General features: G+C 70.5%; 19 protein-coding genes and 5 riboswitches. Of the genes, 13 read left to right on the forward strand and 6 right to left on the reverse strand.

The annotated features are described in order from the left end of the window. Positions 1-2: 2 nt before the first annotated feature. Both AB0O07_RS08135 and AB0O07_RS08140 read right to left on the reverse strand, forming a co-directional pair. Positions 3-953 carry a transmembrane domain-containing protein gene (locus tag AB0O07_RS08135; RefSeq protein ID WP_365628831.1) on the reverse strand — a complete coding sequence of 317 codons (951 nt, stop codon included), beginning with the start codon at positions 951-953 and terminating at the stop codon, positions 3-5. After that, entirely contained in the window at positions 950-3,619 is a 2,670-nt protein-coding gene (locus tag AB0O07_RS08140; RefSeq protein ID WP_365630263.1) for a prenyltransferase/squalene oxidase repeat-containing protein, read from the reverse strand. Before AB0O07_RS08140 ends, AB0O07_RS08135 begins: the two co-directional genes overlap by 4 nt. 246 nt (positions 3,620-3,865) lie before the next feature. After that, positions 3,866-3,938, reverse strand: a riboswitch (cobalamin riboswitch). Positions 3,939-4,036: 98 nt separating this feature from the next. Beyond that, a riboswitch (cobalamin riboswitch) is annotated at positions 4,037-4,157 on the forward strand. A 122-nt stretch (positions 4,158-4,279) separates the two neighbouring features. Here AB0O07_RS08140 and AB0O07_RS08145 point away from each other — a divergent pair. Together AB0O07_RS08145 and AB0O07_RS08150 are read left to right on the forward strand one after the other, a co-directional pair. After that, positions 4,280-5,692: a hypothetical protein gene (locus tag AB0O07_RS08145; RefSeq protein WP_365628834.1), complete on the forward strand. Its 1,413-nt coding sequence runs from the start codon at positions 4,280-4,282 to the stop codon at positions 5,690-5,692. Between the two features lie 29 nt (positions 5,693-5,721). Next, positions 5,722-6,651 (forward strand): cobalamin-binding protein, encoded by a 930-nt coding sequence (locus tag AB0O07_RS08150; RefSeq protein WP_365628836.1) that lies wholly within the window; start codon positions 5,722-5,724, stop codon positions 6,649-6,651. Between the two features lie 9 nt (positions 6,652-6,660). Here the strand turns inward: AB0O07_RS08150 and AB0O07_RS08155 are convergent, their stop codons facing one another. From AB0O07_RS08155 to AB0O07_RS08165, 3 genes are all read right to left on the reverse strand, one after another. Continuing rightward, positions 6,661-7,179 carry a DUF4430 domain-containing protein gene (locus tag AB0O07_RS08155; RefSeq protein WP_365628839.1) on the reverse strand — a complete coding sequence of 173 codons (519 nt, stop codon included), beginning with the start codon at positions 7,177-7,179 and terminating at the stop codon, positions 6,661-6,663. A 138-nt stretch (positions 7,180-7,317) separates the two neighbouring features. Further along, positions 7,318-7,388: riboswitch (cobalamin riboswitch) on the reverse strand. 91 nt (positions 7,389-7,479) lie between these two features. Continuing rightward, entirely contained in the window at positions 7,480-8,187 is a 708-nt protein-coding gene (locus tag AB0O07_RS08160; protein WP_365628842.1) for a (2Fe-2S)-binding protein, read from the reverse strand. A gap of 25 nt (positions 8,188-8,212) precedes the next feature. Then, positions 8,213-8,590, reverse strand: coding sequence for a (2Fe-2S) ferredoxin domain-containing protein (locus tag AB0O07_RS08165; RefSeq protein ID WP_365628845.1), 378 nt, complete (start codon positions 8,588-8,590; stop codon positions 8,213-8,215). 64 nt (positions 8,591-8,654) lie between these two features. Next, positions 8,655-8,779: riboswitch (cobalamin riboswitch) on the reverse strand. 86 nt (positions 8,780-8,865) lie between these two features. Beyond that, a riboswitch (cobalamin riboswitch) is annotated at positions 8,866-9,031 on the forward strand. Between the two features lie 29 nt (positions 9,032-9,060). On the opposite strand from AB0O07_RS08165, the gene AB0O07_RS08170 reads away from it, so the two are divergent. The 4 genes from AB0O07_RS08170 (at position 9,061) to AB0O07_RS08185 (ending at position 13,262) form a co-directional block, all read left to right on the forward strand. Further along, a complete protein-coding gene (locus AB0O07_RS08170; protein ID WP_365628848.1) occupies positions 9,061-10,086 on the forward strand; it encodes an ABC transporter substrate-binding protein in 1,026 nt (341 codons plus the stop codon). A gap of 92 nt (positions 10,087-10,178) precedes the next feature. Beyond that, entirely contained in the window at positions 10,179-11,204 is a 1,026-nt protein-coding gene (locus AB0O07_RS08175; protein WP_365628850.1) for an iron ABC transporter permease, read from the forward strand. Next, positions 11,201-11,977, forward strand: coding sequence for an ABC transporter ATP-binding protein (locus AB0O07_RS08180; RefSeq protein WP_365628853.1), 777 nt, complete (start codon positions 11,201-11,203; stop codon positions 11,975-11,977). The genes AB0O07_RS08175 and AB0O07_RS08180 overlap by 4 nt, the downstream gene beginning before the upstream one ends. A 349-nt stretch (positions 11,978-12,326) precedes the next feature. After that, positions 12,327-13,262: a DUF5655 domain-containing protein gene (locus AB0O07_RS08185; protein WP_365628856.1), complete on the forward strand. Its 936-nt coding sequence runs from the start codon at positions 12,327-12,329 to the stop codon at positions 13,260-13,262. Positions 13,263-13,359: 97 nt separating this feature from the next. Here the strand turns inward: AB0O07_RS08185 and AB0O07_RS08190 are convergent, their stop codons facing one another. Beyond that, positions 13,360-14,106, reverse strand: a complete 747-nt coding sequence (locus tag AB0O07_RS08190) for a site-specific DNA-methyltransferase (protein WP_365628859.1) — start codon at positions 14,104-14,106, stop codon at positions 13,360-13,362. A gap of 567 nt (positions 14,107-14,673) precedes the next feature. Here AB0O07_RS08190 and AB0O07_RS08195 point away from each other — a divergent pair. The 7 genes from AB0O07_RS08195 (at position 14,674) to AB0O07_RS08225 (ending at position 21,954) form a co-directional block, all read left to right on the forward strand. Further along, a complete protein-coding gene (locus AB0O07_RS08195; RefSeq protein WP_365628862.1) occupies positions 14,674-15,819 on the forward strand; it encodes a C40 family peptidase in 1,146 nt (381 codons plus the stop codon). Positions 15,820-15,907: 88 nt separating this feature from the next. Continuing rightward, the gene (locus AB0O07_RS08200; protein WP_365628865.1) at positions 15,908-16,216 is read left to right on the forward strand and encodes a DUF6112 family protein; all 309 of its coding nucleotides are present in this window, start codon (positions 15,908-15,910) and stop codon (positions 16,214-16,216) included. Beyond that, positions 16,216-16,905, forward strand: a complete 690-nt coding sequence (locus AB0O07_RS08205; RefSeq protein WP_365628868.1) for a hypothetical protein — start codon at positions 16,216-16,218, stop codon at positions 16,903-16,905. The genes AB0O07_RS08200 and AB0O07_RS08205 overlap by 1 nt, the downstream gene beginning before the upstream one ends. Before the next feature lie 28 nt (positions 16,906-16,933). Further along, positions 16,934-18,322 (forward strand): ATP-binding protein, encoded by a 1,389-nt coding sequence (locus AB0O07_RS08210; RefSeq protein WP_365628871.1) that lies wholly within the window; start codon positions 16,934-16,936, stop codon positions 18,320-18,322. 140 nt (positions 18,323-18,462) lie between these two features. Continuing rightward, positions 18,463-19,935, forward strand: coding sequence for an SCO6880 family protein (locus AB0O07_RS08215; RefSeq protein WP_365628874.1), 1,473 nt, complete (start codon positions 18,463-18,465; stop codon positions 19,933-19,935). Between the two features lie 34 nt (positions 19,936-19,969). Next, positions 19,970-20,422, forward strand: coding sequence for a DUF6238 family protein (locus AB0O07_RS08220; protein WP_365628877.1), 453 nt, complete (start codon positions 19,970-19,972; stop codon positions 20,420-20,422). Positions 20,423-20,448: 26 nt separating this feature from the next. Then, the gene (locus AB0O07_RS08225; RefSeq protein WP_365628880.1) at positions 20,449-21,954 is read left to right on the forward strand and encodes an ATP-binding protein; all 1,506 of its coding nucleotides are present in this window, start codon (positions 20,449-20,451) and stop codon (positions 21,952-21,954) included. The last annotated feature ends 47 nt before the right edge of the window (positions 21,955-22,001 follow it).

The following is a 22,001-nucleotide window of genomic DNA, read 5'->3' on the forward strand; positions in this document are numbered from 1 at the left end:
GGTCACTCGGCACGGCGACGGCGTGCCACGAACACCGCCGCACCGCCGATCACCACCACGAGTGCCGCGCCAGTGACCACCGGCGCGATCGAGCCGGAGTCGTGCCCGGCGTCGGCGGCGGGGGCGGCATCGACGACGCTCGGGCCGGAGCGGGGAGCGGCGACCGCCGGCGGAGTACTCGCGGCGCTGCTCGGCGGGCTCGGGGTCGGTGACGGGCTCGATGTCGGGCTCGTGGTCGGTGACGGCGGATACGGCATGCTCGGCTTGGTCTTCGTCGGCTCCGGCAGGACGGTCTCGGGCGGCTCACCGGCTTGGCGCTCGGGCGCGGGGCCGGTGTCCGTATCCGGCGGCAGCACAGGCGCCTTGTCGGTGGCGGCGGGCTTGCCGGTGTCTCCCTGCGGCCGGGTGTTGTGCGCACGCAGCTGCGCAGGGGTGACCTTCGGGCGTCCCTCCGTGCCCCCGATGTCGGTGCCGCCGAAGATCCACAGGTCGACGCTGCCCGGCTTGGGCTTGTAGAGCATGGCGCCGAGCTGGCTGTAGCTCCAGTCCTCCGCGCCCGGATCGGCGTGCCAGTACGACCAGTAGGCGGAGGCAGGAGGTGTGAGGACACAGTCCTCCTCGGCGGCGGTCGGGTACGGCTTGCCGCTCTGAAAACCGCTGTATCCGATGCGGCAGATGAACGCGGGGCCGTCGTGTCCGGTGCCGGTGGTCCGCCAGCCGCCCTGGTTGAGCAGCTCGTATCCGGTGGTCGGCGTGGTGCCGCAGGAGCGGTAGATCGGGCCGCCCCAGTGACTGAAGTCGACGGCCAGCACCACACCCGCGGACGTGGTGCAGCGGCCCATGGGCTGCGGGTCGGCCACGACCGGCGCGATGGTCGCGGCGAGCACGGCAACCGTCAGGCCCAGCACGCCCGCCGTACGCGCCAACGCCTTCGGCAAGCGCCTGGGAATCATGGCGTTCCCCCCGCATCGGCCCTGCGTCGGGCCACGACCACCGTGCGCCAGCCCGCGAGCACCAGCAGCACGGCGGTCACAGCGAGGACGCCGACCTGGACGCCGGTGGACGCCAGCACGCCGTCACCGCCACCGCCATCGCTGCCTCCGTCGGCGACGTACCCGCCCTGGGAGCCTCCCGAGTCACCGGGTGTGACGATGTCCGGGGCTCCGCCGCTCGGGCTCGGCGTCGGCTGCGGTGAGGTACCCGTGAGGTCCCGCTTCAACTCGGCGAAGGAGACACCCGTCGAGCCGCCGACCGCCTGGGTGGAAGCCCGCAGGTCGGAACCCCGCTGTCCCTCCCTGGCCACGTTGAACCCGCCGTCGGAGTTCTGTTGCGAGGCCAGGAACTTCCGCGCCGCGCCGATCTCGTCGGCATAGGTGGCGCCGTTCAGCGACAGGCCCTGGACGGCGAGGGCGGCCGAGTTGACCGAGTCGCCCGCCGCACCCGGGAAGCCGCCACTCGGCAACTGCTTCCCGGCGAGCCAGGCAAGCGCCTTGTCCACGGCCGTGTCCGCCGTGGCGCCGCCGGCCAGATCCAGGGCCATGGCGGCGATGGCCGTGGAGTCGACATCGGAGTCGTTCGTGGACGGGATCAGGCTTGGCCACGCACCGCTGTCCTGCTGAAGGCTCGCCAGATATGCGAGCGGCTCCTCGGCCTTCTCCCCCGCACGCAACTGCGCGATGACGGCGAGGGACTGGGAGAACACCGAAGGCGCGTAGGTGTAGGCGCCCTTGGCGGCGCATGAGCGGTCGGGTGCGGTGCTCGGCGTCGCGCACACGGACCTGCCGAGCGCGCCGATGAGGTCGTGCCCGGCGAAGTCGCGGGGGTCGCGGCCTACGGCCTCGGCGAGCAGGGCGGTCTTGCCGAGGGAGCCGCCCGCCGCATAGGCGGTTCCGATGCCCGTCCAGTCGTTGACGGTGCGGCCCGCGCCGTCCTTGCCGCCGCGGTCGAGGAAGTCGACGATGCCACGCAGCTTGGCGTTGTCCAGGCCGGTCGCGGCCAGTGCGTAGGCGCCGTCGATCGTCAGGCCGAAGTCAGCGCGGGAGGTGCCGGGTCCGGCGGGGTAGTACTGGCCCAGTTGGAGGTGGGCGGCGCTGGTGAGGTACGCGACGCCCTTCTTCAGGTCGGGACCCTCGCCCGGGGCGGACGTGCCCGGCGTCGTCGCCGGGGGCTCGGAGACCGGCGGCTCGGTCGGCTCCGCCTTCTTCGTGGTCAGGGTGGTCAGGTCGGTGTCCGCGCCCGCGAGGACAGCCGGCGGAGTCGGGTACACGGCAGGGTCGGTGGCACCCTCCTCGAAGCCGAAGCCCCCACCGTCGAGTTGCTGCCGCGACAGCCACCCCACGGCCGCGTCCGCACGGTCGACGGCGCCGAGCGCGCGCAACGCCTGAGCCGCGTACGCGGTGGCGTACACGCTGCCCGTGCCGGCACCGGTGTAACCGGGGAAGGCGCCGTCCTCACGCTGGGACTTCGCCAGGGACATACGAGCCTTCGTCACGACGTCGTCGTATCCGCCCGCCCTGTGCAGCACCAGCGCGACGAGTCCGGTGGTGGCGGGGTCGCCGTCGCAGTACTCACCGGGGCGGATGAGGATGCTGGTGATGCCGCCGTCGTTGCACTGAAGCTGGGTGAGCCGGTCCACGGCGGCGGCCGGTGGTGTCACCCCGGCGCGCAGCATCGCCAGCACGGACAGGGCCTGACCGTCGGCGTACGCGGCGCCCAGAAAATCGCCCTTGGCGGTGCAACCGGGGGTCGGCTCACCGGATTCGGGGCCCGCCGCGCACACGTTCTTGGCCAGGTCGCCGACAAGGTCGTGGCCGCCGAAGGCGTGCGGATCCCGCTCCGTGATCACGGCGAGCAAGGCCAGACGGGCTGCGGCTGTCGCGTCGGGGGCCTGGTCGGTTCCGTTCGGGTAGGCGTAGTCGCCGACGTGAGCGGCAAGGTAGCCGGTGACCTTGTCGAGGGCGGTGCTCGTGCCGTCGGCTGCGGCAAGCGCGTACGCTGCCTCGGTGGTCAAGAGGTGGTTGGGGATGCCGGCGTCGTCGTCGACACGCTCGCCTGCGGTGAGGCGGCCCTTGAGCCAGGTGACGGCGGCGCTCAGGTCGACCTCGCCGGGCGCACCGGTGGGCGAGGTACCCGGGTCCGGGTTGCCGGTGCCTCCGGCGCGGACGTCGTCCGGACTGAACGTGGGCCTGCCCGTACTGCCGCCGACATCCGTGCCGCCGTACACCCATGCGTCGACGTCGCCGTCCTTGAGCTTGCGGTCCATCGCGCCGTACTGGCTGTAACTCCACTCGTCCTGACCGGGCGAGGCGATCCAGTACGACCAGTAGGCCGTGGCGGGCGGGGTCAGTACGCAGGGCTCCTTGTCCGGAGTCGGGTACTGGGTACCGGAAGCCCCCTTGCCGATACGGCAGATGAAGGCCGGACCATCGTGCTGGGTGCCGGTGGTCGTGAAGCCGGCGTCGTGCAGGAGTTCGTAGCCAGTGGTCGGACTGGCGTCGCAGCCGCGTTCGACCGTGCCGCCGAACGGTCCGAAGTCCACCGCCACGATCGCACCCTTGGCCGCGGTGCAGTCGCCGATCGGATCGGCTGCCGCCGGGGGTGCCGTGGTGAGGAACGTCATACACGCGGTCAGCAGCACCAGCACCAGCGGCGCCGCCGCACGGGCCAGCCATTCCACGGACCACGCGCCGACCCGTTCGTCTCTTCGCTCTCCGGTCCTCACCGCGGCCCCCTCGTCCGTCCCCTGTCCGGCGCGGGACGGAACGTGGCTGAGGGCTCCCGCGGCGCCGGGCGATGTCCCTGCGCACGAGAGCTGGTCGCACCACGCCGTAGTCCGCGACGGCGTCCGTTGCTTGATCACGCTCCAGGCATTCCGGCTCGCCCGGCTTACACGCGGGGCCTACGGTTGCGGGTCAGCGCCGGGATTCGACCGGCTTCCCCTGGAACTTGTTGCGTATCAGCCGGATTTGAACATGGTTCACCAAGGGCGTCAAGGTGCGGCGCAGGTCTGCGCACGGGTGGTCCGCAGCCCCTCTGGCGATGGGCATGGTGTTCGGGTACCGTCCCGCACTGCCGAATGGGGGAACCCGGTGGGAGTCCGGGGCTGACGCGCAGCGGTGTGGACCGGCAGGGGACCGGCCCGAGCCCGAATGCCCAGGCGGCGAAGCGAATTCGGCAGCCCGTCCACGCGTTCCGGACGACGGTCCGCCCGCTGCTCCGCCCACACCGAGGCTGGATCCGGCACGGGCCTGGCCGGCGTCCCTCATCCCAGGAGCAGGCCATGTCCCGTACCGCAGCCCTCCGCCGTCCAGTTCTCACCGCGGCAGCGGCCCTCGGCGCGTTCGCGCTGACCACGCTGCCCGCGGCGGCGACCGCCACCCCGGCCCAGATCGCCACGTCGAAGACCAACGGCGTCTCCTACCTCAAGTCCCTCCAGGCAGCAGACGGTTCGTACGCCGGATCGGGGCTGTCCAACGAGTGGGCGTTCAGCGCGTTCGCCGCCGCGGGTACCGCGGCCGTCGATGTCACCCCGGCCGGCGACACCACCAAGAACGCAAGAACCGTCTACCGCAACCTCCTCTCCACCAGCGGCTGGCCGTCCGCCTCCCCCGTCGTCACCGACTACGAACGCGCCACCCTCAACGCCTACGCCGCCGGCATCGACCCGGCCCGCGTCTCCGCCTCCCGCAACCTGGTCGCCGACATCTACGGCTACTGGCAGACCTCCGAGCCCGGCTACTTCGGCCCGTCTGCCAACTTCAACGGCACAGTGTTCGCCGCCCTCGCCCTGAACGGTGCGAAAACCCCTTCCGGACAGGTCCGCGTCCCCCAGACCCTGCGTGACGCTATCGTCACCCGCCTCCGCGCCAACCAGCACAACGACGGCGGCTGGAACTTCAGCAAGGCCGAGGGCAACCCCTCCCAGCTGGCCGCGGCCAGCGACATCGACATGACCGGCGCCGCGATGGCGGCCCTGTGCGTCTCGGGAGTGCCAAACACCGACACCGACATCGTGCAGGCCAAGGCGTTCCTCAAGAGCAAGCTGGTCGCCAGCAGCGGTGCCTTCAACGCGATGTTCGGCGTCAACACCGACTCCAACGGCTGGGCCGTCTCCGGCCTGAACGCCTGCGGTATCAACCCCCAGACCGGCGACTTCCTGACCTCCATGGGGAAGACCCCGGTCGACTTCCTGATCGCCCAGCAGTTCAACCCGGGCGGCGGCTTCAAGTACCTGCCGAGCGACACGAGTCCGTCGGCATACGCCTCCATCGACGGGCTGCGCGCGGTGGCCGGCGGCGGCTTCACCGCTGCCCCACCCGCCCCTGTCACCTCGGGTGCGCCGCAGTGGGTGGGCCAGTCCTCCTTCACCTCAGGTACGGCGACAAAGTTGGCGCTGACCGTGGACGACGGCGCCGGAAGTCTGAAGGTGTGCTCCGTCTCCCTGACCCCGACCGGGACAACGACCACGCTGGGCGCGGTCCTCGACGCAGCGCTGAGCGCGGCCACCCCCTCAGGATGCGTAACCTCGGTGACCCCGGCCTCCGGTACCGGCACGATCACGGCGATCAACGGCAAGGCCGGCAGCGGTTCCAGCACCTGGAAGGTCAGCGTCGACGGCTCGGCTTTCACCTCCGCCGCACGCGGCACGGCGGTGGGCGTGGGTGACACGATCGCGGTGCGCTGGGGCGCCTGATGCCACAGTTCCGGCCATAGGGTCGCGGCATGCGCATCGTCTCCCTACTGCCCGCGGCCACCGACATCGTCGCCGAACTCGGACTCATCGAGCAGCTGGTCGGCCGCACCCACGAGTGCGACTGGCCGCCGCGGGAGGTGACGCCGGTAGCCGTGGTGACCGGCGCCGACCTCGACCAGGACCGGCTCAGCAGCCGGGAGATCTCAGAAGCGGTCGGCGGCTCGGCGCACTCGGGGTCGTCTCTCTACACCCTCGACACCGAGTCGCTGGCCGCCCTGCGACCCGATGTGATCCTCACCCAGGACCTGTGCGACGTGTGCGCGGTGTCGTACGAAAGAGTCAGCGCCACCGTACGGCTCCTCGACGCGGACACGCGGGTCCTCAGTCTGGAGCCCCGCACGCTCGACGACGTAGTGGACTGCCTGCTCACCGTCGGTGAATTGCTCGGCGTGCGCGAGCGCGCCGAGCGGCGACGGGCCGAACTGCTGGACCGGCTCGCGAAAGTCCGCGAGACGGTCGCGGGGCGGCCCCGTCCGCGCGTCGTGGCAATCGAGTGGCTCGACCCGCTGTGGCCCGCCGGGCACTGGGTCCCCGAGCAGATCGCGGCGGCCGGCGGCGAGCCGCTGCTGGCCGCACCCGGTGAGCACACGAAGCCGATGAACTGGGAGGCGGTACGTGCCGCACGGCCGGACGTGGTGCTGATCCTGCCGTGCGGCTTTCCGCCCGAGCGCACCCTGCGGGAGGCGCACCTGCTCACCCGCCTGCCCGGCTGGGCCGACCTGCCGGCCGTAGGGGCCGGTCGGGTCCTGGTACTGGACGGCCCCGCGTACTTCAACCGCCCCGGTCCGCGCGTGGTGCGCGGTGCGGAGGTACTGGCGCATGTGCTGCACGGAGTACGGAGCGGAGCGGCCGTCACCGAGGACGAGGTACGGCCGTTTCCAGCCGGTGCGCCCCGGTGAGCGGCGGGATCAGAAAGCCGTCCAGGTGAACGCCACCTTGTCGCCGGCGTTCAGCTCGAACTGGCAGCCGCCCACGGGGGTCGGCGTGCCGTTGACGGAGATGTTCCAGTAGGCGACGCCGCCGCCACTGACGTCTTTGACGGTGTCGACGGAGAAGTCGTCGAAGGACGCGTACCAGGTGCCGTCCCAGGTGAAGCCCTGCGTGCGGGCGGCGTCGTCGAGCGCGGCGGTCGGTGTCGGCACGGCGGTGGGGTGGGCGCCGCCGTTGGTGCCGTCGCATCTGTGCGTCCCGCCGGTGGCAGTGGTGACCTCGTGCCCGCGCGTCCTGATCTTCCCCGTGAAGAGAACCCCGTCAGGGCCCCGCACGATCAGAGAGACCTTGACGGGCGCGTTCGTGCCGGAAACGCCCGTTGCCCCGGCGGTGGTGTCGGCGTGCGCGACGGCCGGGGCGGAGGCAAGAGCCAGCCCGAGGGCCGTGGCGGCGATCAGATGGCATGGCGTGCGGGGTATGCGTGTGGTGCGTGGCATGGCGAAGCCTTCCTGTGCGGATCGGCCCACGGCACAGGTCCGAGACCGGACCCGCACACCCATGCAGGCGGCGAGGAACGGACTTCTCGGCTTCGCGCTGCGGACCATGACAGTGGGAAGCGGTGACGAGCACGTGCCGGGCTCTCCGACTCACGGCCCGAGGGCCACTCACGGTTGCAGGTCAGTGCCGGACTTCCACCGGCTTCCCCCGGTCACGCGCCTATGCGGTTGTCGTGCCGTACGCGGTGACGCCCTTCCGTGTCCGCAGGCCCATGGGACTCTGCGGGCGCGGAAGTCGTCTCATCCTAGGGCTCGTTGGGACGTATGGTCGGCAAGTCCGCAGTCTCCGCACTTCGAACCGTTCGGCGCGCGGTAGTAGAGGCAGCAGCTTCGGCGGCGGAACGCGAGGTCGGGGCCGGTGATCGTTCCTGTGCCGGCCAGGCGTCCGGTGCCCAGCAGTGTGGTCGTGAGATCGGTGAGCGGCCCTCGTACGGCGGGACGGGCCGCCAGCAGAGCGTGTGCAGCCCCGGCGAGCGCGGAGGCGGAGTTGCCGTCCAGCAGACGCGGGGCGATCTTGACGCGCAGTCCACCGGCCAGTGCCTGGAGGTGACGTGTCACCTGTGTGTACAGGGCGCCTACGGGATCGTCCAGCTGGTCGACGTGCCAGCCGGCCGGGCGGGGCACACGGAGGGCCGGTCCGTCGTCGGCCCGCTGCAGTCCCTCCAGGTCGGGGACGATCCCGTGCAGTACGACGCAGGCCAGGGCCGGGGACCAGAGACGGGCGGCGTGACCGAGCTGGGCGATGGAGACGTCGATGCGTGCTTCGGGGGTGTGGTGGCGGCGGGCGACGGCCTCGGCGAGATCGGCACAGCCCACCGCGTAGGAACGGGCCAGCGGATGCCAGCCGTCGTCCCGTCCGCCGATGTACAGGGCGAAAAAGCCGCCGAGGGCCGCCACATCGTGCAGAGCGGCGGCGACGGACGCGGCGGGGGCACGAACGTCGTCCATGGTTCCTGCCTCTCCGTTCGTATGGTCAGGAGGCGGTACGCCGTCGCGGTGGGGTGATGGTGTAGAGGTCGAGTATGTCCGGCTGGGGTGCGACGCCCGGTCCGCCCGCACGTACCCAGTCGGCGATGTCCTCGGTGGCGTCCGGATCGTTGACCAGTCCCAGCCAGACGGGCCGGGCCCCGGCGGCGCGCCCCTCGGCGGAGGGCTGGACGACGATGACGTTGGCCTGTTCGCAGACGTCCAGGCAGGCGGAGACCCGCACCGGCACCTGGGCGCGCAGACGTGCTGTCTGGGCGGCATGGTCGACGCCGGGTACCTTCGGGGTGCCGCAGCAGCAGTCACGGCACACGACGACCCGGCAGGAAACCGGTTCGCCGCTGGGCGGGACAGTGTCGGCGGACATGCCGCATCGTTCCTCTCTTCCGGGGAGATCCGCCCCGGTTGGTCCGTCGAGGAGGCGACCGCGTGAGTCTCCTGGCTCTCGGGTCAAGGCTCGCGCCGCGCCTTCCCACCCTGTGCGGGCAGTGGTCGTGTGCGGGCTCGCTCGCCGATCACAGTGGCGGGACCGCGCCGGATTTCCACCGGCTTCCTCGGACCGCCGTCGCCTTGTTACTCCGGCCATCTTTCCACCCCGTTCTCCCTGCTGTCAGCAAGGGGGCCCTTTTCCCGCAAGCCTGAAGGAACGTAATATCGCCAGGTCATCGCCGCGACGGGAGACAGGAAGCCGGTGTGATTCCGGCACGGTCCCGCCACTGTGACCGGCGGTTCGTTTACATCCGTACGCCAAGTACGGAGAGAAGAATCGCCGGAAGTCAGGAGACTGGCCGGTCGCGGGCCCGTTCCGAGGAGCGCGGACTCCCCAGGAGGCTCTACGTGTCGCCCGTGCTCTCCCCTGCCCGGCGCCACCGGGCCGTGCGCGGCACCACCGCGGCCCTCGCCCTGTCCGTGGCCCTGCTGACCGCCGGGTGCGGCTGGTCCGGCGACACCGGTGCGCAACACACGGCGACGGCGTCCTCACCGGAAGGCTTTCCGGTCACCGTCGACAACTGCGGTGTGAGGACGACCTACGACAGGCCACCGTCGCGGGTGGTCACCATCCACCAGCACCCCGCCGAACTGATGCTCGCCCTCGGCCTGAAGGACCGCATGGTGGGGACCGCCTTCCCCGACTCGGCCGTTCTGCCGGAGCTGAAGAAGGACTACGAGGCCATACCCGAACTCGCCGAACGCGAGCCGTCCTTCGAGAGGATCCTCGACGCCGAGCCCGACCTCGTCTACGGCGGCTACGGCAGCGCCTTCGCCGAGAAGGAGGGCCGCTCCCGCAAGGCATTCGCCAATGCCGGCATCGACACCCACCTCAACCGCGAGTACTGCGGCGAGAAGCGGGTGACGATGGAGGACACCTACGCCGAGGCCCGCACCATCGGCAAGATCTTCGGTGTCCGCGACCGCGCCGAGAAGCTGGTCGCCGACCTGAAGCTCCGCGTCAGCGAGACGGCGTCCGCCGTCGAGGACAAGGCCGACGTGCCGGTCTTCGTCTACGACAGCGGCGACAAGAGCGCCTTCACAGCGGGCGGCAAGGGCCTGGGCACCGACCTGATCCGGCTGGCCGGCGGCAAGAACGTCTTCGCCGACCTGGACGACGTCTTCGGCGACGTCTCCTGGGAGCAGGTCGTCGAGCGTCGCCCCGAGGTCATCGCCATCTACGACTACGCCGGCTCGGGGAGCGTCGAGCGGAAGAAGAAATTCCTGCTCTCCCAGTCCGCTCTCGCCGACGTCCCCGCAGTGAAGAACAAACGGTTCGTCGTCCTGCCACTGACGGCCACCCTGGTCGGCATCCGGTCCGCGTACGCGGTCGACGGCTTGGCCCGGGGCCTGCACCCCGAGAGCTTCCGGTGATACCAACCCCCATCAGGGCACCCTCCGATCCGGTCACACCGGACGGGAAGAGACCGGGGCTCGATGCGCGAGGCCGTCGTACGCCCTTCGCGTTGGGACTGGTCGTACTGACCGTGCTTCTCCTGGCGTCCGCGACCGCGGGCCTGGCCATCGGCTCGGTCCACGTACCGCCCGGCCAGGTCTGGGGCATCGTGACGCACACGCTGGGCGCCGACTGGACGCAGGCCGACTGGACACGGGCGCGGGAGACCATCGTGCTGGACGTCCGGGCACCCCGTGTCCTGCTCGGGGCGGTGACCGGCGCCGGCCTCTCAGTGGTGGGCACCGCCCTGCAGGCACTGATCCGCAATCCGCTCGCCGAGCCCTATCTCCTCGGAGTCTCCTCGGGCGCGTCCCTCGGCGCGGTCGCGGTCATCGTCTTCGGCGTCGGCTTCCTGGGGCCGCTCTCCCTCTCCGGTGCCGCGTTCGCCGGCGCCCTCGGCGCGCTGATCCTCGTCTACGCCACCGCCCGCACCGGAGGACGCATCACCTCCACGCGCCTGGTGCTGTCCGGCGTGGCGATCGCGGCGGTACTCACGGCCGTCCTCGACCTGCTGCTGCTCACCACAGACCGCGGCAACGAGGCACGGACCGTGCTCGCCTGGACCCTCGGCGGCCTCGGCGGCGTCAACTGGGGCACGCTCTGGCTCCCGGCTCTGGCGGTACTGCTCGGCATCGGCGTCCTCCTGGTCCAGTCACGCAACCTCAACCTGCTGCTGGCCGGCGAGGAGGCCGCGACGACCATGGGCCTGGACGTGGCCCGCTTCCGGGCCCGGATGTTCGTCCTGCTCTCCCTGGTCACCGGAGTGCTGGTCGCGGCGGCCGGCCCGATCGGCTTCGTCGGCCTGATGATGCCGCACATGGTGCGCCTGTTCACCGGCGGCGACCACCGCCGCGTACTGCCCACCGCCGCCCTGGCCGGAGCCGTTTTCCTGATCTGGGCCGACATCGCCGCCCGCACGATTGCCGCGCCTCTGGAGATACCGGTCGGCGTGCTCACCGCGCTGTGCGGTGGACCGTTCTTCCTGTGGCTGATGCGCCGGAACGCCCGGCACGATACCGACCGAGGAGCCGCATGAATCCCCCCGCCGACCTGTCCGTCGAGGGCGTGACCCTCACCGCCGGAGCCCGCCATCTGGTGCGCGACATCTCCCTGACCGCCTCTGACGGCCAGGTGATCGGCCTGATCGGTCCCAACGGCAGCGGCAAATCCAGCCTTCTGCGGGCCGTCTACCGGGTCCTGCGTCCCGACACAGGGACAGTCCGCATCGACGGTACCGACGCCTGGACGATCCCGACGCGCCAACTGGCCCGCACCATGGCGGCCGTCGTGCAGGAACCGGCGGCCGACTTCGACCTCGCCGTCCGCGAGGTCGTCGCCATGGGCCGCACCCCGCACAAACGGCTGCTCGACGGCGACACACCGAAGGACACCAGCATTGTCGACAATGCCCTCACCACCGTGGACGCCACCCACCTCGCCGGCCACCCCTTCGACCAGCTCTCCGGCGGCGAACGCCAACGCGTCCTCATCGCCCGTGCCCTCACCCAGCAACCCAGCCTCCTCGTCCTCGACGAACCCACCAACCACCTCGACATCCGGCACCAGTTGGACGTCCTCGGCCTACTCCGCCACCTGCCCGCGACCGTCCTCCTCGCCCTGCACGACCTGAACCTCGCCGCGTACTACTGCGACCACCTCCACGTCCTTCACGAAGGCGAGATAGTGGCCAGCGGCCCACCCGCAGAAGTCCTCACACCCCGACTGCTGGCAGACATTTACCAGGTCACCGGCGAGGTCACCATCCATCCGCGCACGGGGACACCCCAGGTGACCTTCCTGCCCGAGTGACAACCAATCCAGACGGCGGCACGTCCACTCCGGCGGGTGACCGGTACAGCCAAGACAGTCCACACAGGCATGGCGGATCCGCGTCATAGGCCGTCACAGCAAGCCCTCCCCCCGTCATCGGTACTGTGCCCGGCACGACGGGCACGCTCGTCATCGTCCTGCTCATGCCCTTGTGTGGCTGCCTTCCAATACGCCAGCCGCTGGTGCTGTGCCAGAACGTCAGTCACCATGAGTGACGATCCGCCGGTGTGGTGGCACCGTCCCGAAGGCAGGCGGTGCCGTCTGTCTGGAATACCGCTCTGGCCGTTTCGATTGCTCCTGTTGTACCGATCACAGGAGGGGGACGGTGATGGCCGAGCTGATGATGTTCCGGCGTGACGCGGGCGGGCGGGACGTCGAGCTGCGCGGTTCGACGGTGGCGCTGGAGGTCGAACTGCAGCGGCGGGTCGAGGCCGGCCTGGAGGCGATGCTGGGCATCCGGTTCCTGGCGTCGGAGTACGCGACCGGTCCGTGGCACCGGGGCAGGATCGACACCCTCGGACTGGACGAGAACGGCAGCCCGGTGGTGATCGAGTTCAAGAAGGGCTCCGACAGCGGGGTGCTGTGGCAGGCCGTTTCCTACCTCTCCTGGCTGGATTCGGCGCACCACGAGTTCGAGGCGCTCGTGCGGGGAGTGCTGGGCGCGGAGGCCGCCGAGTCGGTCGACTGGCGTCGTCCGCGGATGGTCTGCATCGCGGCCAGCTTCTCCCACCACGACCGCGTGGCGGTCCAGCGGTTGCCCGAGCGGATCGACCTGGTGCGCTACCGCGTCTTCGAGGGCGATCTGCTGGGCCTGTTGCTCGTGGACTCCTCACCCGGCTCGGCGAACGCCGCTTCGTCTCGGCGAAACCGGGAGCGGGAGACGGCGGCCATCAGCGTGCCGCCGGTCCCGGTGCCTTCCGCAGCGTCAGGCGCCGGTCTCGTCCCGGCGTGCCTGCAGGACCTGTACTCGGAGTTGGACGACGCACTCACGGCGTGGGGCGAGGTAGAGGTGGCGCCGCTCAGGCACTACATCGCCTACCGGCGGTTGGTGAACGTCGCCTCCGTGATCTTCCGTCCGAAGCACGAGGCGATCCTCGTCTACCTCAGACTCGACCCGGGCACCGTCGCACTGGAGGAAGGCTTCACCCGCGACATGCGCGGCATCGGACACCTCGGGACCGGAGACCTGGAGGTCCGCCTCGCCTCGGCGGCCGACCTGGAGAAGGCGGCCCCTCTCATCAGGCGGGCGTTCGAGGCGGCCTAACGCAGACAGAAGGGCGGCTGGTGCATCCGTTACTCGATGCGCCAGCCGCCCCTTTGGCGTCTGCGGGCCGCCAGGCCCGGCCTCTCCGCTCTCATGATCACTCCTCCGGTCCGGCCAGGACGAAGTCGTCCTGCGTCAGCTCCGCAAGGAGCCGCTGCTCCGCCACGTCGGCGTAGTGCGAGGACAGCTCGACGCCCACGAACCGGCGTCCCTCGCGGAGGGCCGCGATCCCCGTGGAACCGCTGCCGGTGAACGGGTCGAGGACTGTGCCGCCCTCGGGGCAGATCTGCACGAGCTGCTGCATGATCTCGACCGGCTTCTGTGTGATGTGCACCCGATCCTTGCGCGGCTGCGATGCGATGAAGTGGCCCGGCAGGTACAGGTCCCGGTCCTTGGCCAGGCTTCCCTTGACGCCCCAGGTGATGAACTCGGCCGACTGCTTGAATCCTCCCTTGCGGGGCCGGCTGGCGGGCTTGATCCACGGGATCGTGCCGCTCCAGGTCCAGCCCGCCATCTGCAGGGCGTCGGACGTCGTCGGCTCCTGGCGCCAGTCCGAGAAGACGATGGCGACCGAGTGCTCGGTGGAAGCCCGATACGCCTCCGTGAGCAGCGCGGTCAGCCAGCTCCGATAGCTCCTCTGGTCGCGGTTCTCCCCGGGGAAGTTCTGCAGGTCGTGTGCCGAGTTGCTGGTGACGTACTTGGCTCGTGCAGTACGACCGGTGCGGTCTGAGCTGGTACGTCCGCCGGAGTTGTACGGCGGGTCGGTGATCACGGCGTTGACGCTCTCGTCCGGCAGGGTCTTCAGCACGGTGAGGGCATCGCCTCGGTGCAGCGTGTAGTTCATGTGCGGGGCCTCTTTCAGGGCACGGCGGGGACTGGACCCGCTCCGGATGTCACTCAACAGCGGTCGCGTCGAGCGGGGTTGCGCCGGAGGTTAGCCGCGAAATCCGGCCGCGCCTAACAACCGTGTCGCTGGCCGAGGCCGCGTTTGGTGCGGCCGGATTCCCGGTCTACTGTCTCGCCATGTCACCGGGGCAAAGCAGCGCTCCACCCCTGCTGACCTGTGCTTATCCGTGCTGCTTCGTCCAAATGAGCAGCGCGATAGGCACATTGGCGCCCCGCTCGAACACCCGTGAGGAGACCCGGTGTACCGCATGAGATTAGGAGCGCGGCTGGCTGCCGCGCTTGACCCAAGACCGGTGTCCGGGAGCTACCAACTCCTCTGAACCGGGCTCGCCCTGAGAGGCGGATTCACCTCGGCGCGGTGCCGACGGCTTTGCACGAGAAGTCGGCACCGCGCCTCCTACGAACCACGAGGAGCCGCTGCGATGCAGCATGCCCTGACACCCCCGCGCCCCGACCCAACACCGCTGTCCGGCGGGCACCGCCGTACCGGTGAACGGCAGCGGCGATGAAGAAGACCACCGGAGCCGTCGTCGGTCTCTTCGCATCCGGCCCGCTCCTGCTGGCCGTGCCCATCCTCGCCGTCGGTGTCGGGACGGCTTCAGCCTCATGCTCAACCGACGGTACACAGTCTGTGGATACCGCAGCCGTTGCCTCTCAGGTGAAGGCCATCCTGGACGGCGGCGAGAAGGGCTCGGTCTCCGTGCCGGGCCTGGACGACCCGGCCGACCAGGTGCCCAACGCCAAGACGATCCAGGCCACCGGGGTCGCGATGAACATTCCGGCGCGCGGGCAGGTCGTCGCCCTGGCGACCGCCCTGCAGGAGAGCGGCCTGCGGAACCTGACCTACGGTGACCGCGACAGCTTGGGCTTGTTCCAACAGCGTCCCTCGCAGGGGTGGGGCACGGCGGACGAGGTTCTCGATCCGGTCCACGCCTCGACCAAGTTCTACGAGGGGCTGCGGAAGGTCTCGGGCTGGGAGTCCCTGTCCATCACCCAGGCCGCTCAGGCCGTACAGAGGTCCGGGTTCCCGGAGGCGTACGCCAAGTGGGAGCCGCTGGCCACCGCCTTGCAGAAGGCCATCGCGCCCCTGCTGCCGAAGTCCGGCGAAGCGGCGCCGAGCCCGTCTCCGTCTGGCTCTGCTGACACCGAATCCACCCCATCGGATGCCGCGGGCGGTTGTATGGCCGGCGGGGACGGACCCGACTTCGGAACCATCCCTGCTGGCGCGGTACCGGACGGGTACAAGATCCCGGCCGATGCGCCGGCGAAGGTCCAGACGGCGATTCGCTGGGCGCTCGGCCAGCTCAAGACGCCGTACCAGTGGGGCGGGAGTTGCACCGACTCCCACGGACCCGACCCCATGGGCCGGTGCGACTGCTCCTCCCTGATGCAGCAGGCGTACAAGGCCGCCGGGGTCCCCCTGTCGCGCACGACGTACACGCAGGTCAAGGAGGGCAAGGCGGCTTCGGCCGATGCCCTCCAGCCAGGTGATCTCGTCTTCACCGAAGGAACGGCCGACGTCCCTGGGCACGTCGGCATGTTCATCGGCCGGGGCCTGATCGTCCACGCCCCGCGCACCGGTGACGTGGTCCGTATCGCGACCCTCGCGTCGTGGAAGTCGCAGATTCTCGCGGTCCGCCGAGTCGTCTGACCGGCGCTTCTCCTTTCCCCCTTCTTCTCGCACCGCCCGCTCCGCCCTCTCGGGCTTCAGCGTGCATTAAATCGAACCGGAGTTCGTAATGTTTCTCGCCGACAAGGTCACCCAGCTCGCCTACGATCCCGGGATCAAGCCGAACGAGGGCGGCCTGCCGGGCCTCGCGGTCCTCAAGCAGGTGATCGGCTCCGTCAACCTCTTCGGCATCATCGCCGTGGTGGGCGCGCTAGCCGTCAGCGCGGGCGTGTGGGCGTGGGGCCACCACTCCGGTGGCCACCAGGCCGAGGCCAACGGCAAGAAGGGTGTACTGGTCAGCGCTGGTGCGGCCCTCCTGCTGGGCGCCGCGAACGGCGTGGTCGCGTTCTTCAGCACGCTCGGGACGCAGGTCCACTGATGCCCTCCCACTCCTCGAACCCCGGCGGCGCATCTCGCGTGCGCCGCCGGGCGCTGCTCGGCACCGCCGTACTGGTGGTGCTCGTCGCCCTCGCCGGCCTGGCTGCCTACCTCACCCGCGATGGCAGGGGCTCCTCGGAAGCCGATCCTCCACCCGCGAGTTCGCCCTCGGCTTCCTCGCCGAGCGCCTCCCCGTCCGGGTCTCCCCCGCCGAGGTCACACCCTCGGTCTCTCCCGGCTCCGCCGGACACCCACGATCCGATCGCGTTCGGGAAGGCAGCCGCCGACGCCCTGTGGTCCTACGACACCCGCGCGTACTCCCAGGCAGAGCTGCGGACCGCTCTGCACGGGTGGCTGACCGCCGAGGTCAAGTACGCCGATCCTGACTCGGTCGACGCGGTCGTTCCTTCCGCCGCTCTGTGGAAGGAAATGGCCGCCAACGATCAGTTCGCCACGGCCAAGGTCAACGAGGGCCACTTCCCCGGCTCGTTCACCCAGGCCCTCCAGGCGAATCCCGGAACGATCACGCAGGCGTACGTCTACGCCGTGACCGTCTCTGGGAAACAGTCGATCGCCTGGAAGGGCTCGCCTGCCGGTGGTGCGGAGAGCCGCGTCACCACCCTCGCGGTTCAGTGCCGTCCCTCCCGCTCCTGCGCCCTGGCCGGTGTCATGCCGTCCGTCGCGCCCTGACCGTTCCATCCAGAAAGGAGGTATCGCCATGGCTGTCTGCGACCTACCGCTGATGGACCAGGTGTGCGGTGCTGTCGATTTCGCCACCAACCCCGGCGGGGCCGTCACCGATGGCATCGGAGCATGGATCGCGAAGTCCGCAGGCGAACTGGCCGCCACCGCTGCGGATCTCGCCGCGAGGGCCGTCAACGAGACCACTGCCATCGATCTCAACGCCGGGTGGTTCCGGGACAACTACGAACTGCTGCTGCCCATCGGGCTCGCACTGACCGTCGGCACGTTCTGCATTCAGTTGATGTTCGCGGCCTGGCGGCGGGACGAACGCGCCCTGGCCCAGGCCGCGATCGGCACCATGACCGGCGTCCTGTTCAGCTTCTGCGCCATCGCCTTCACTTCCGTCGCCATCACCGTGGTCGACGCCTTGTCCGACGGGCTGTTCCAGGCGGCCAACAGTTCGGTGGAGGACGCGATCCGCCGCGTCATCAAGGTCACCGAACTGGGGGCGATGTACGGCCTGGGCTGGGGCGTCCCAGCCTTGGTCGCCCTAGGATGCGCGATCGGCGCGTTCCTGTACTGGGGCGTCATGGTCGCCCGCAAGGTCGGCGTCCTGATCATGGTCTCCCTCGCCGTCTTCGCCGGAGCCGGCGGCGGCTGGGAAGTCGCCAAGCGCTGGCGCAGGGGCTGGATCGAGGCCACCGCCACGCTGGTCGTCTCGAAACTCCTGATGACCATCGTCTTCCTCATCGGCGTTTCGGCGATGGGCAAGTCCGATGCCACCGACGGAATGTCGGCGCTGTCCGACGCGATGGCGGGCATCGTCGTGATGATCCTGGTCCTGCTCTGCCCGTACGCGACGTACAAGTTCGTCCACTGGGCGAGCGACGGAGGCGGGCACGACGACGTGCACCGTACCGGCGTCGCCGGCATGGCGGTCGCCGCAGGTGCCGCGAAGACCGCGGGCAGTCTGGCGATGCAGGCCAGTACCGGTACCCCTGCACCGCAGGGGCCGAGCCAGGTCCCCGGCGCGGGCAGCGACGGTGTCGCCTCCGGCATCAACCCCACCGGCGGCAACCTCAGCAAGGAAGGCATCGACGCCGGACCGCCCAAGCAGCAGACCAGCTTCCGGTACGGCGAGGACCCGAACGCCTCCGGCGACAAGGGCCGGGCCCTGATCCAGCGCCCCGGCATCCCGCCGCTCATCACCCGACCCGGTGAGGGCGAATCGGGGGGCGTCGAAGGAGAAGCGGGCGGCCAGTTCGTTGCCGCTCCGGCTGGGGGCAGCAGCATGAACCGCGCTGGCGCCGCGCCGCCGGCGGCCCCCGCCGCAGCGCCGCCGTCCTCCACGGGGCCTTCGGCAACCGGTTCCCCGACGCCGACGAACTGGGTGCATCCCAGCCAGCCGCCTTCGGGTTCCTGACCCATCACCTCCGGGGGCGGGCTGCGGGTGCAGCCCGCCCCCGACGCCCCGCACCACCGATCACCAGAAACGGAGCCCCATGACCTCCAGAAGAACGCCGCGCGCCCCGCCCCCGCCCGCTCCCACCGTCTGGAACCACCATGTCCAACAAGCACCAGGCCGAAGCCACCACGGCCACCGTGAAGTTCCCGCACCGCTCGCGGCGCGGCATCCTGCTCGGCCTGACCGCCTCGCAGCTGATCGTCGTGTCCCTGACCGGTCTTCTCCTGCTCGCCGTGATCCTCGCCCGCGGCGTGGTCGGCGCCCTCGAACTCATCCCGGTCTGGGCCGCCATCGCCCTCCTCGTCTTCGTCCGCTACCGAGGCCGCGCCCTGGCCGACTGGGCTCCGATCGTCACTCGGTACACCCTGCGCCGAATGCGGGGCCAGTTGGTCTGGCTCACCCGGCCTTCCCGCCGTCCGATCCGCGAGGGTCTGCTCCACCTGCCCGGCACGGCGGCAAGCCTGCGCGTGGTCACCGCGCCCGACCGCCGGTACGGAGCGGTCCACAACCCCCACACCGGCACGCTGACTGCCGTCGTCAAGGTCTCCTCCCGCGCCTACGCGCTGCTCGACCCGGGCACCCAGAACGCCAACGTGAACGGATGGGGTCGCGCGCTGGCCGCGCTCGCCCGCACGGGCCAGGTCGCCCGTATCCAGGTGATCGAGCGCACCGTCCCGGACTCGGGTGACGCGCTGCGCCGCTACTGGGAAGAGCACGGCCAGCCCCATGCCCCCATGGCGGGCGCGATCTACAGCGAGCTGATCCAGAGCGCCGGCCCGACCGCAGCGCCGCACGAGGCGTACGTCGCCATCTCGCTGGACTCCAAGGCCGCCAGGCGGCTGATCAACCAGGCCGGTGGCGGCCTCACCGGGTCCTTCAGCGTCCTGGCACAGCTGACCTCGACCTTCGATCAGGCCGCGCGAACCGCCGGGCTCAACCCCACCGGCTGGCTCACCGCCCGCGAGATCGCGGCCGTCGTGCGAACCGCGTACGACCCCAAGGCCCTTGCGACGCTTGACCGCTGGTCCACGGCAGGGCATCCCGAGGCCGAGCCCGCCGCTGCCGGTCCGGTCGTGGTCGTCGAGAAGGCCGACCACATCGCGACCGACTCGGCCGTCCACGCCACGTACTGGGTGGAAAACTGGCCCCGCACCGAAACCTCGGCCGGCTTCTTGCACCAGCTCCTGTTCACCGCCGGGGTCCGGCGCACCCTCTCGCTCTCTTACGAGCCGAAGGGACTGGACGCGGCCCTGCGCGACGTCCAGCGGAAGAAGTCCAGCGTGATTGCCGATGCCGCCGAGCGAGCCCGGCGGGGCCAGGTCGACTCCGAGGCGGACTCGATCGAGTACCAGGACATCAAGTCCCGGGAGCGTCAGCTCATCGCGGGCCACGCGGATGTCGCGCTGACCGGACTGCTGACGGTTTCGGCCGACTCGGAGGACGAACTCCGCTCCGCCTGCGCCGTCGTGGAGACCGCGGCCGTCGGCGCCCAGCTCGACCTCCGGCCGCTCACCTGGCAGCAGGCCGAAGCGTTCACCGTCGCCGCCATGCCACTCGCCCTCGCCGCCTGATGCCGGCCCTCCCTCCCTCCGAAAGAGCACCCCCATGTCCCGCACCGCCAGCCCGACCGCGCAGGACTTCGTGCCCTTCGCCACCGCGGCGCTCGACTTCCACCGCTCGCTCAACATTCCAGGCGGCCCCCTCGTCACCACCCGAGCCGAACTGGACACCCTGCACGCCCACCTCGTCTCGCTGCACGGCCTGCTCGACGCCCACGCCTCCCGCACCGGCCAGCTCGTGCCGGTCGAAGGCGACCAGCTTCGCGCCACCCGCACCCGGATCTGGCAGGCCGCCGATCACATCCACGCCGCGTACCACGCAGCACCCCGGCCGGACTCCGGCGAGGTGCCCGAACGCGAGGGATGCCAGGCGGGCCTGCCCGAGGGGGCAACAGAGCTGACCATCTGCCAGCGCCACCAGCGCACTGCGCACCTGGTGCGCCGCCGCACCACCCCGGCCGACCTGCACTCGCCCTTCACGGGCCTCGTCCGCCGCTGACACGCCTTCCGTCTGGAGAAACGTTCATGCCCCGCACCCGCGCCAGCGCCTCCCACCTGTTCGTCCCCCGCAAGGCATCACGCGCCGAGCAGCGTGCCGCCCGCGAAGGCTTCGCCGAGGCCCGCCGCCAGGCCCGCCGCGCCGGAGCCCCGCCGAAGCACCGCGCCGAGGAGCACCTCGACCCGGAACTGCGGCCGATCTACCCGCCCTCCGGACGCCCCGGTCCCTCCTCGGCTCGGGGCGGCAAGCTCAGCCTCCCCGCCCACCGCATGACCACCGCCACTGTCAGCGGCGCCTATCCGTTTCTCGCCGAGGGCGGCCTGGGCGCCGAGGGGATCTTCATCGGACGGGACGTACACGCGGAGGCCGCGTTCTGCTACGACCCGTTCTCGCTGTACAGCAGCGGGCGGATCGAGGGCTTCACGAATCCGAACGCCGTCCTGGCCGGGATCATCGGCATGGGCAAGTCCGCGCTGGCCAAGTCGATAGCCACCCGGGCGATTGCCCACGGCTACCGCGTCTACGTGCCCTGCGATCCCAAGGGAGAGTGGACGGCCGTCGCGCAGGCCCTCGGCGGCTACAGCATCGCGCTCGGGCCGGGGCTTCCGGGTCGGCTGAACCCTTTGGATGCTCCGGCCCGGCCCGCTTCGGTGAGCGAGGGCGACTGGTCGACCGAGGTCCGCAAGCGCCGCCTCCTTCTCCTGGCGGCCCTGGCGCGCACCGTGCTGAAGCGCGATCTCCTGCCGATGGAACACACCGCCCTGGACCTCGCTCTCGACCTGGTGGTCGCCGAGGCCGACGCCGGGGGCACGGTGCCGCTGCTCGGCGAGATCGCGCACGCCCTCGGCTCGCCCGAGCGCCTCGACCGGGCCCTCGGCGACCAGGCCGGACGTATGGGACCCGCCGCACAGGACCTCGCGCACGCCCTTCGCCGACTGGTTCACGGCGATCTGAGCGGCATGTTCGACGCCCCCTCGACGGTGGCCTTCGACCCGACCACCCCGATGCTGTCCATCGACCTCTCCCGCCTCGGCGGCTCCGGCGACGACACCGCCTTGGTCCTGGCGATGACCTGCGCCTCGGCCTGGATGGAGTCCGCCCTCGCCGACCCGGACGGAGGCAGGCGCTGGGTGATCTACGACGAGGCATGGCGGGTAATGCGGCACGTCGGCCTGCTGGAGCGCATGCAGTCGCAGTGGAAGCTGTCACGCGGCCTCGGCATCGCAAACCTCATGGTCATCCACCGCCTCAGCGACCTGCTCAGCGCAGGCGATGCCGGCTCGCGAGGGCGGGTACTCGCCGAGGGCCTGCTGGCCGACTGCTCGACCCGCATCATCTACCGGCAGGAACCCGACCAGCTCACTGCTGCCGCTTCCCTGCTCGGCCTAACCGGCGTCGAGACCCAGGCCGTGTCCGCCCTGACCAAGGGCCGGGGCCTGTGGAAGGTCGCGGGCAGGAGCTTCATCACCCAGCACATCCTGCACCCCGCCGAGCGAGAGCTGTTCGACACCGATGCCCGGATGTCTGTCTAGCTCAACTAGTCATTAAATAAACGGCGTTGAGACATTTCGTCGACTGT

This window comes from Streptomyces sp. NPDC093085 (assembly GCF_040683935.1).
GTDB lineage: Bacteria > Actinomycetota > Actinomycetes > Streptomycetales > Streptomycetaceae > Streptomyces.

Coding starts and splice junctions, on each gene's coding strand:
- AB0O07_RS08135 (WP_365628831.1), bottom strand. CDS start 953: ATGATTCCCAGGCGCTTGCCGAAGGCGTTGGCGCGTACGGCGGGCGTG.
- AB0O07_RS08140 (WP_365630263.1), bottom strand. CDS start 3,619: ATGACGTTCCTCACCACGGCACCCCCGGCGGCAGCCGATCCGATCGGC.
- AB0O07_RS08145 (WP_365628834.1), top strand. CDS start 4,280: ATGTCCCGTACCGCAGCCCTCCGCCGTCCAGTTCTCACCGCGGCAGCG.
- AB0O07_RS08150 (WP_365628836.1), top strand. CDS start 5,722: ATGCGCATCGTCTCCCTACTGCCCGCGGCCACCGACATCGTCGCCGAA.
- AB0O07_RS08155 (WP_365628839.1), bottom strand. CDS start 7,179: ATGCCACGCACCACACGCATACCCCGCACGCCATGCCATCTGATCGCC.
- AB0O07_RS08160 (WP_365628842.1), bottom strand. CDS start 8,187: ATGGACGACGTTCGTGCCCCCGCCGCGTCCGTCGCCGCCGCTCTGCAC.
- AB0O07_RS08165 (WP_365628845.1), bottom strand. CDS start 8,590: ATGTCCGCCGACACTGTCCCGCCCAGCGGCGAACCGGTTTCCTGCCGG.
- AB0O07_RS08180 (WP_365628853.1), top strand. CDS start 11,201: ATGAATCCCCCCGCCGACCTGTCCGTCGAGGGCGTGACCCTCACCGCC.
- AB0O07_RS08185 (WP_365628856.1), top strand. CDS start 12,327: ATGGCCGAGCTGATGATGTTCCGGCGTGACGCGGGCGGGCGGGACGTC.
- AB0O07_RS08190 (WP_365628859.1), bottom strand. CDS start 14,106: ATGAACTACACGCTGCACCGAGGCGATGCCCTCACCGTGCTGAAGACC.
- AB0O07_RS08195 (WP_365628862.1), top strand. CDS start 14,674: ATGAAGAAGACCACCGGAGCCGTCGTCGGTCTCTTCGCATCCGGCCCG.
- AB0O07_RS08200 (WP_365628865.1), top strand. CDS start 15,908: ATGTTTCTCGCCGACAAGGTCACCCAGCTCGCCTACGATCCCGGGATC.
- AB0O07_RS08205 (WP_365628868.1), top strand. CDS start 16,216: ATGCCCTCCCACTCCTCGAACCCCGGCGGCGCATCTCGCGTGCGCCGC.
- AB0O07_RS08210 (WP_365628871.1), top strand. CDS start 16,934: ATGGCTGTCTGCGACCTACCGCTGATGGACCAGGTGTGCGGTGCTGTC.
- AB0O07_RS08215 (WP_365628874.1), top strand. CDS start 18,463: ATGTCCAACAAGCACCAGGCCGAAGCCACCACGGCCACCGTGAAGTTC.
- AB0O07_RS08220 (WP_365628877.1), top strand. CDS start 19,970: ATGTCCCGCACCGCCAGCCCGACCGCGCAGGACTTCGTGCCCTTCGCC.
- AB0O07_RS08225 (WP_365628880.1), top strand. CDS start 20,449: ATGCCCCGCACCCGCGCCAGCGCCTCCCACCTGTTCGTCCCCCGCAAG.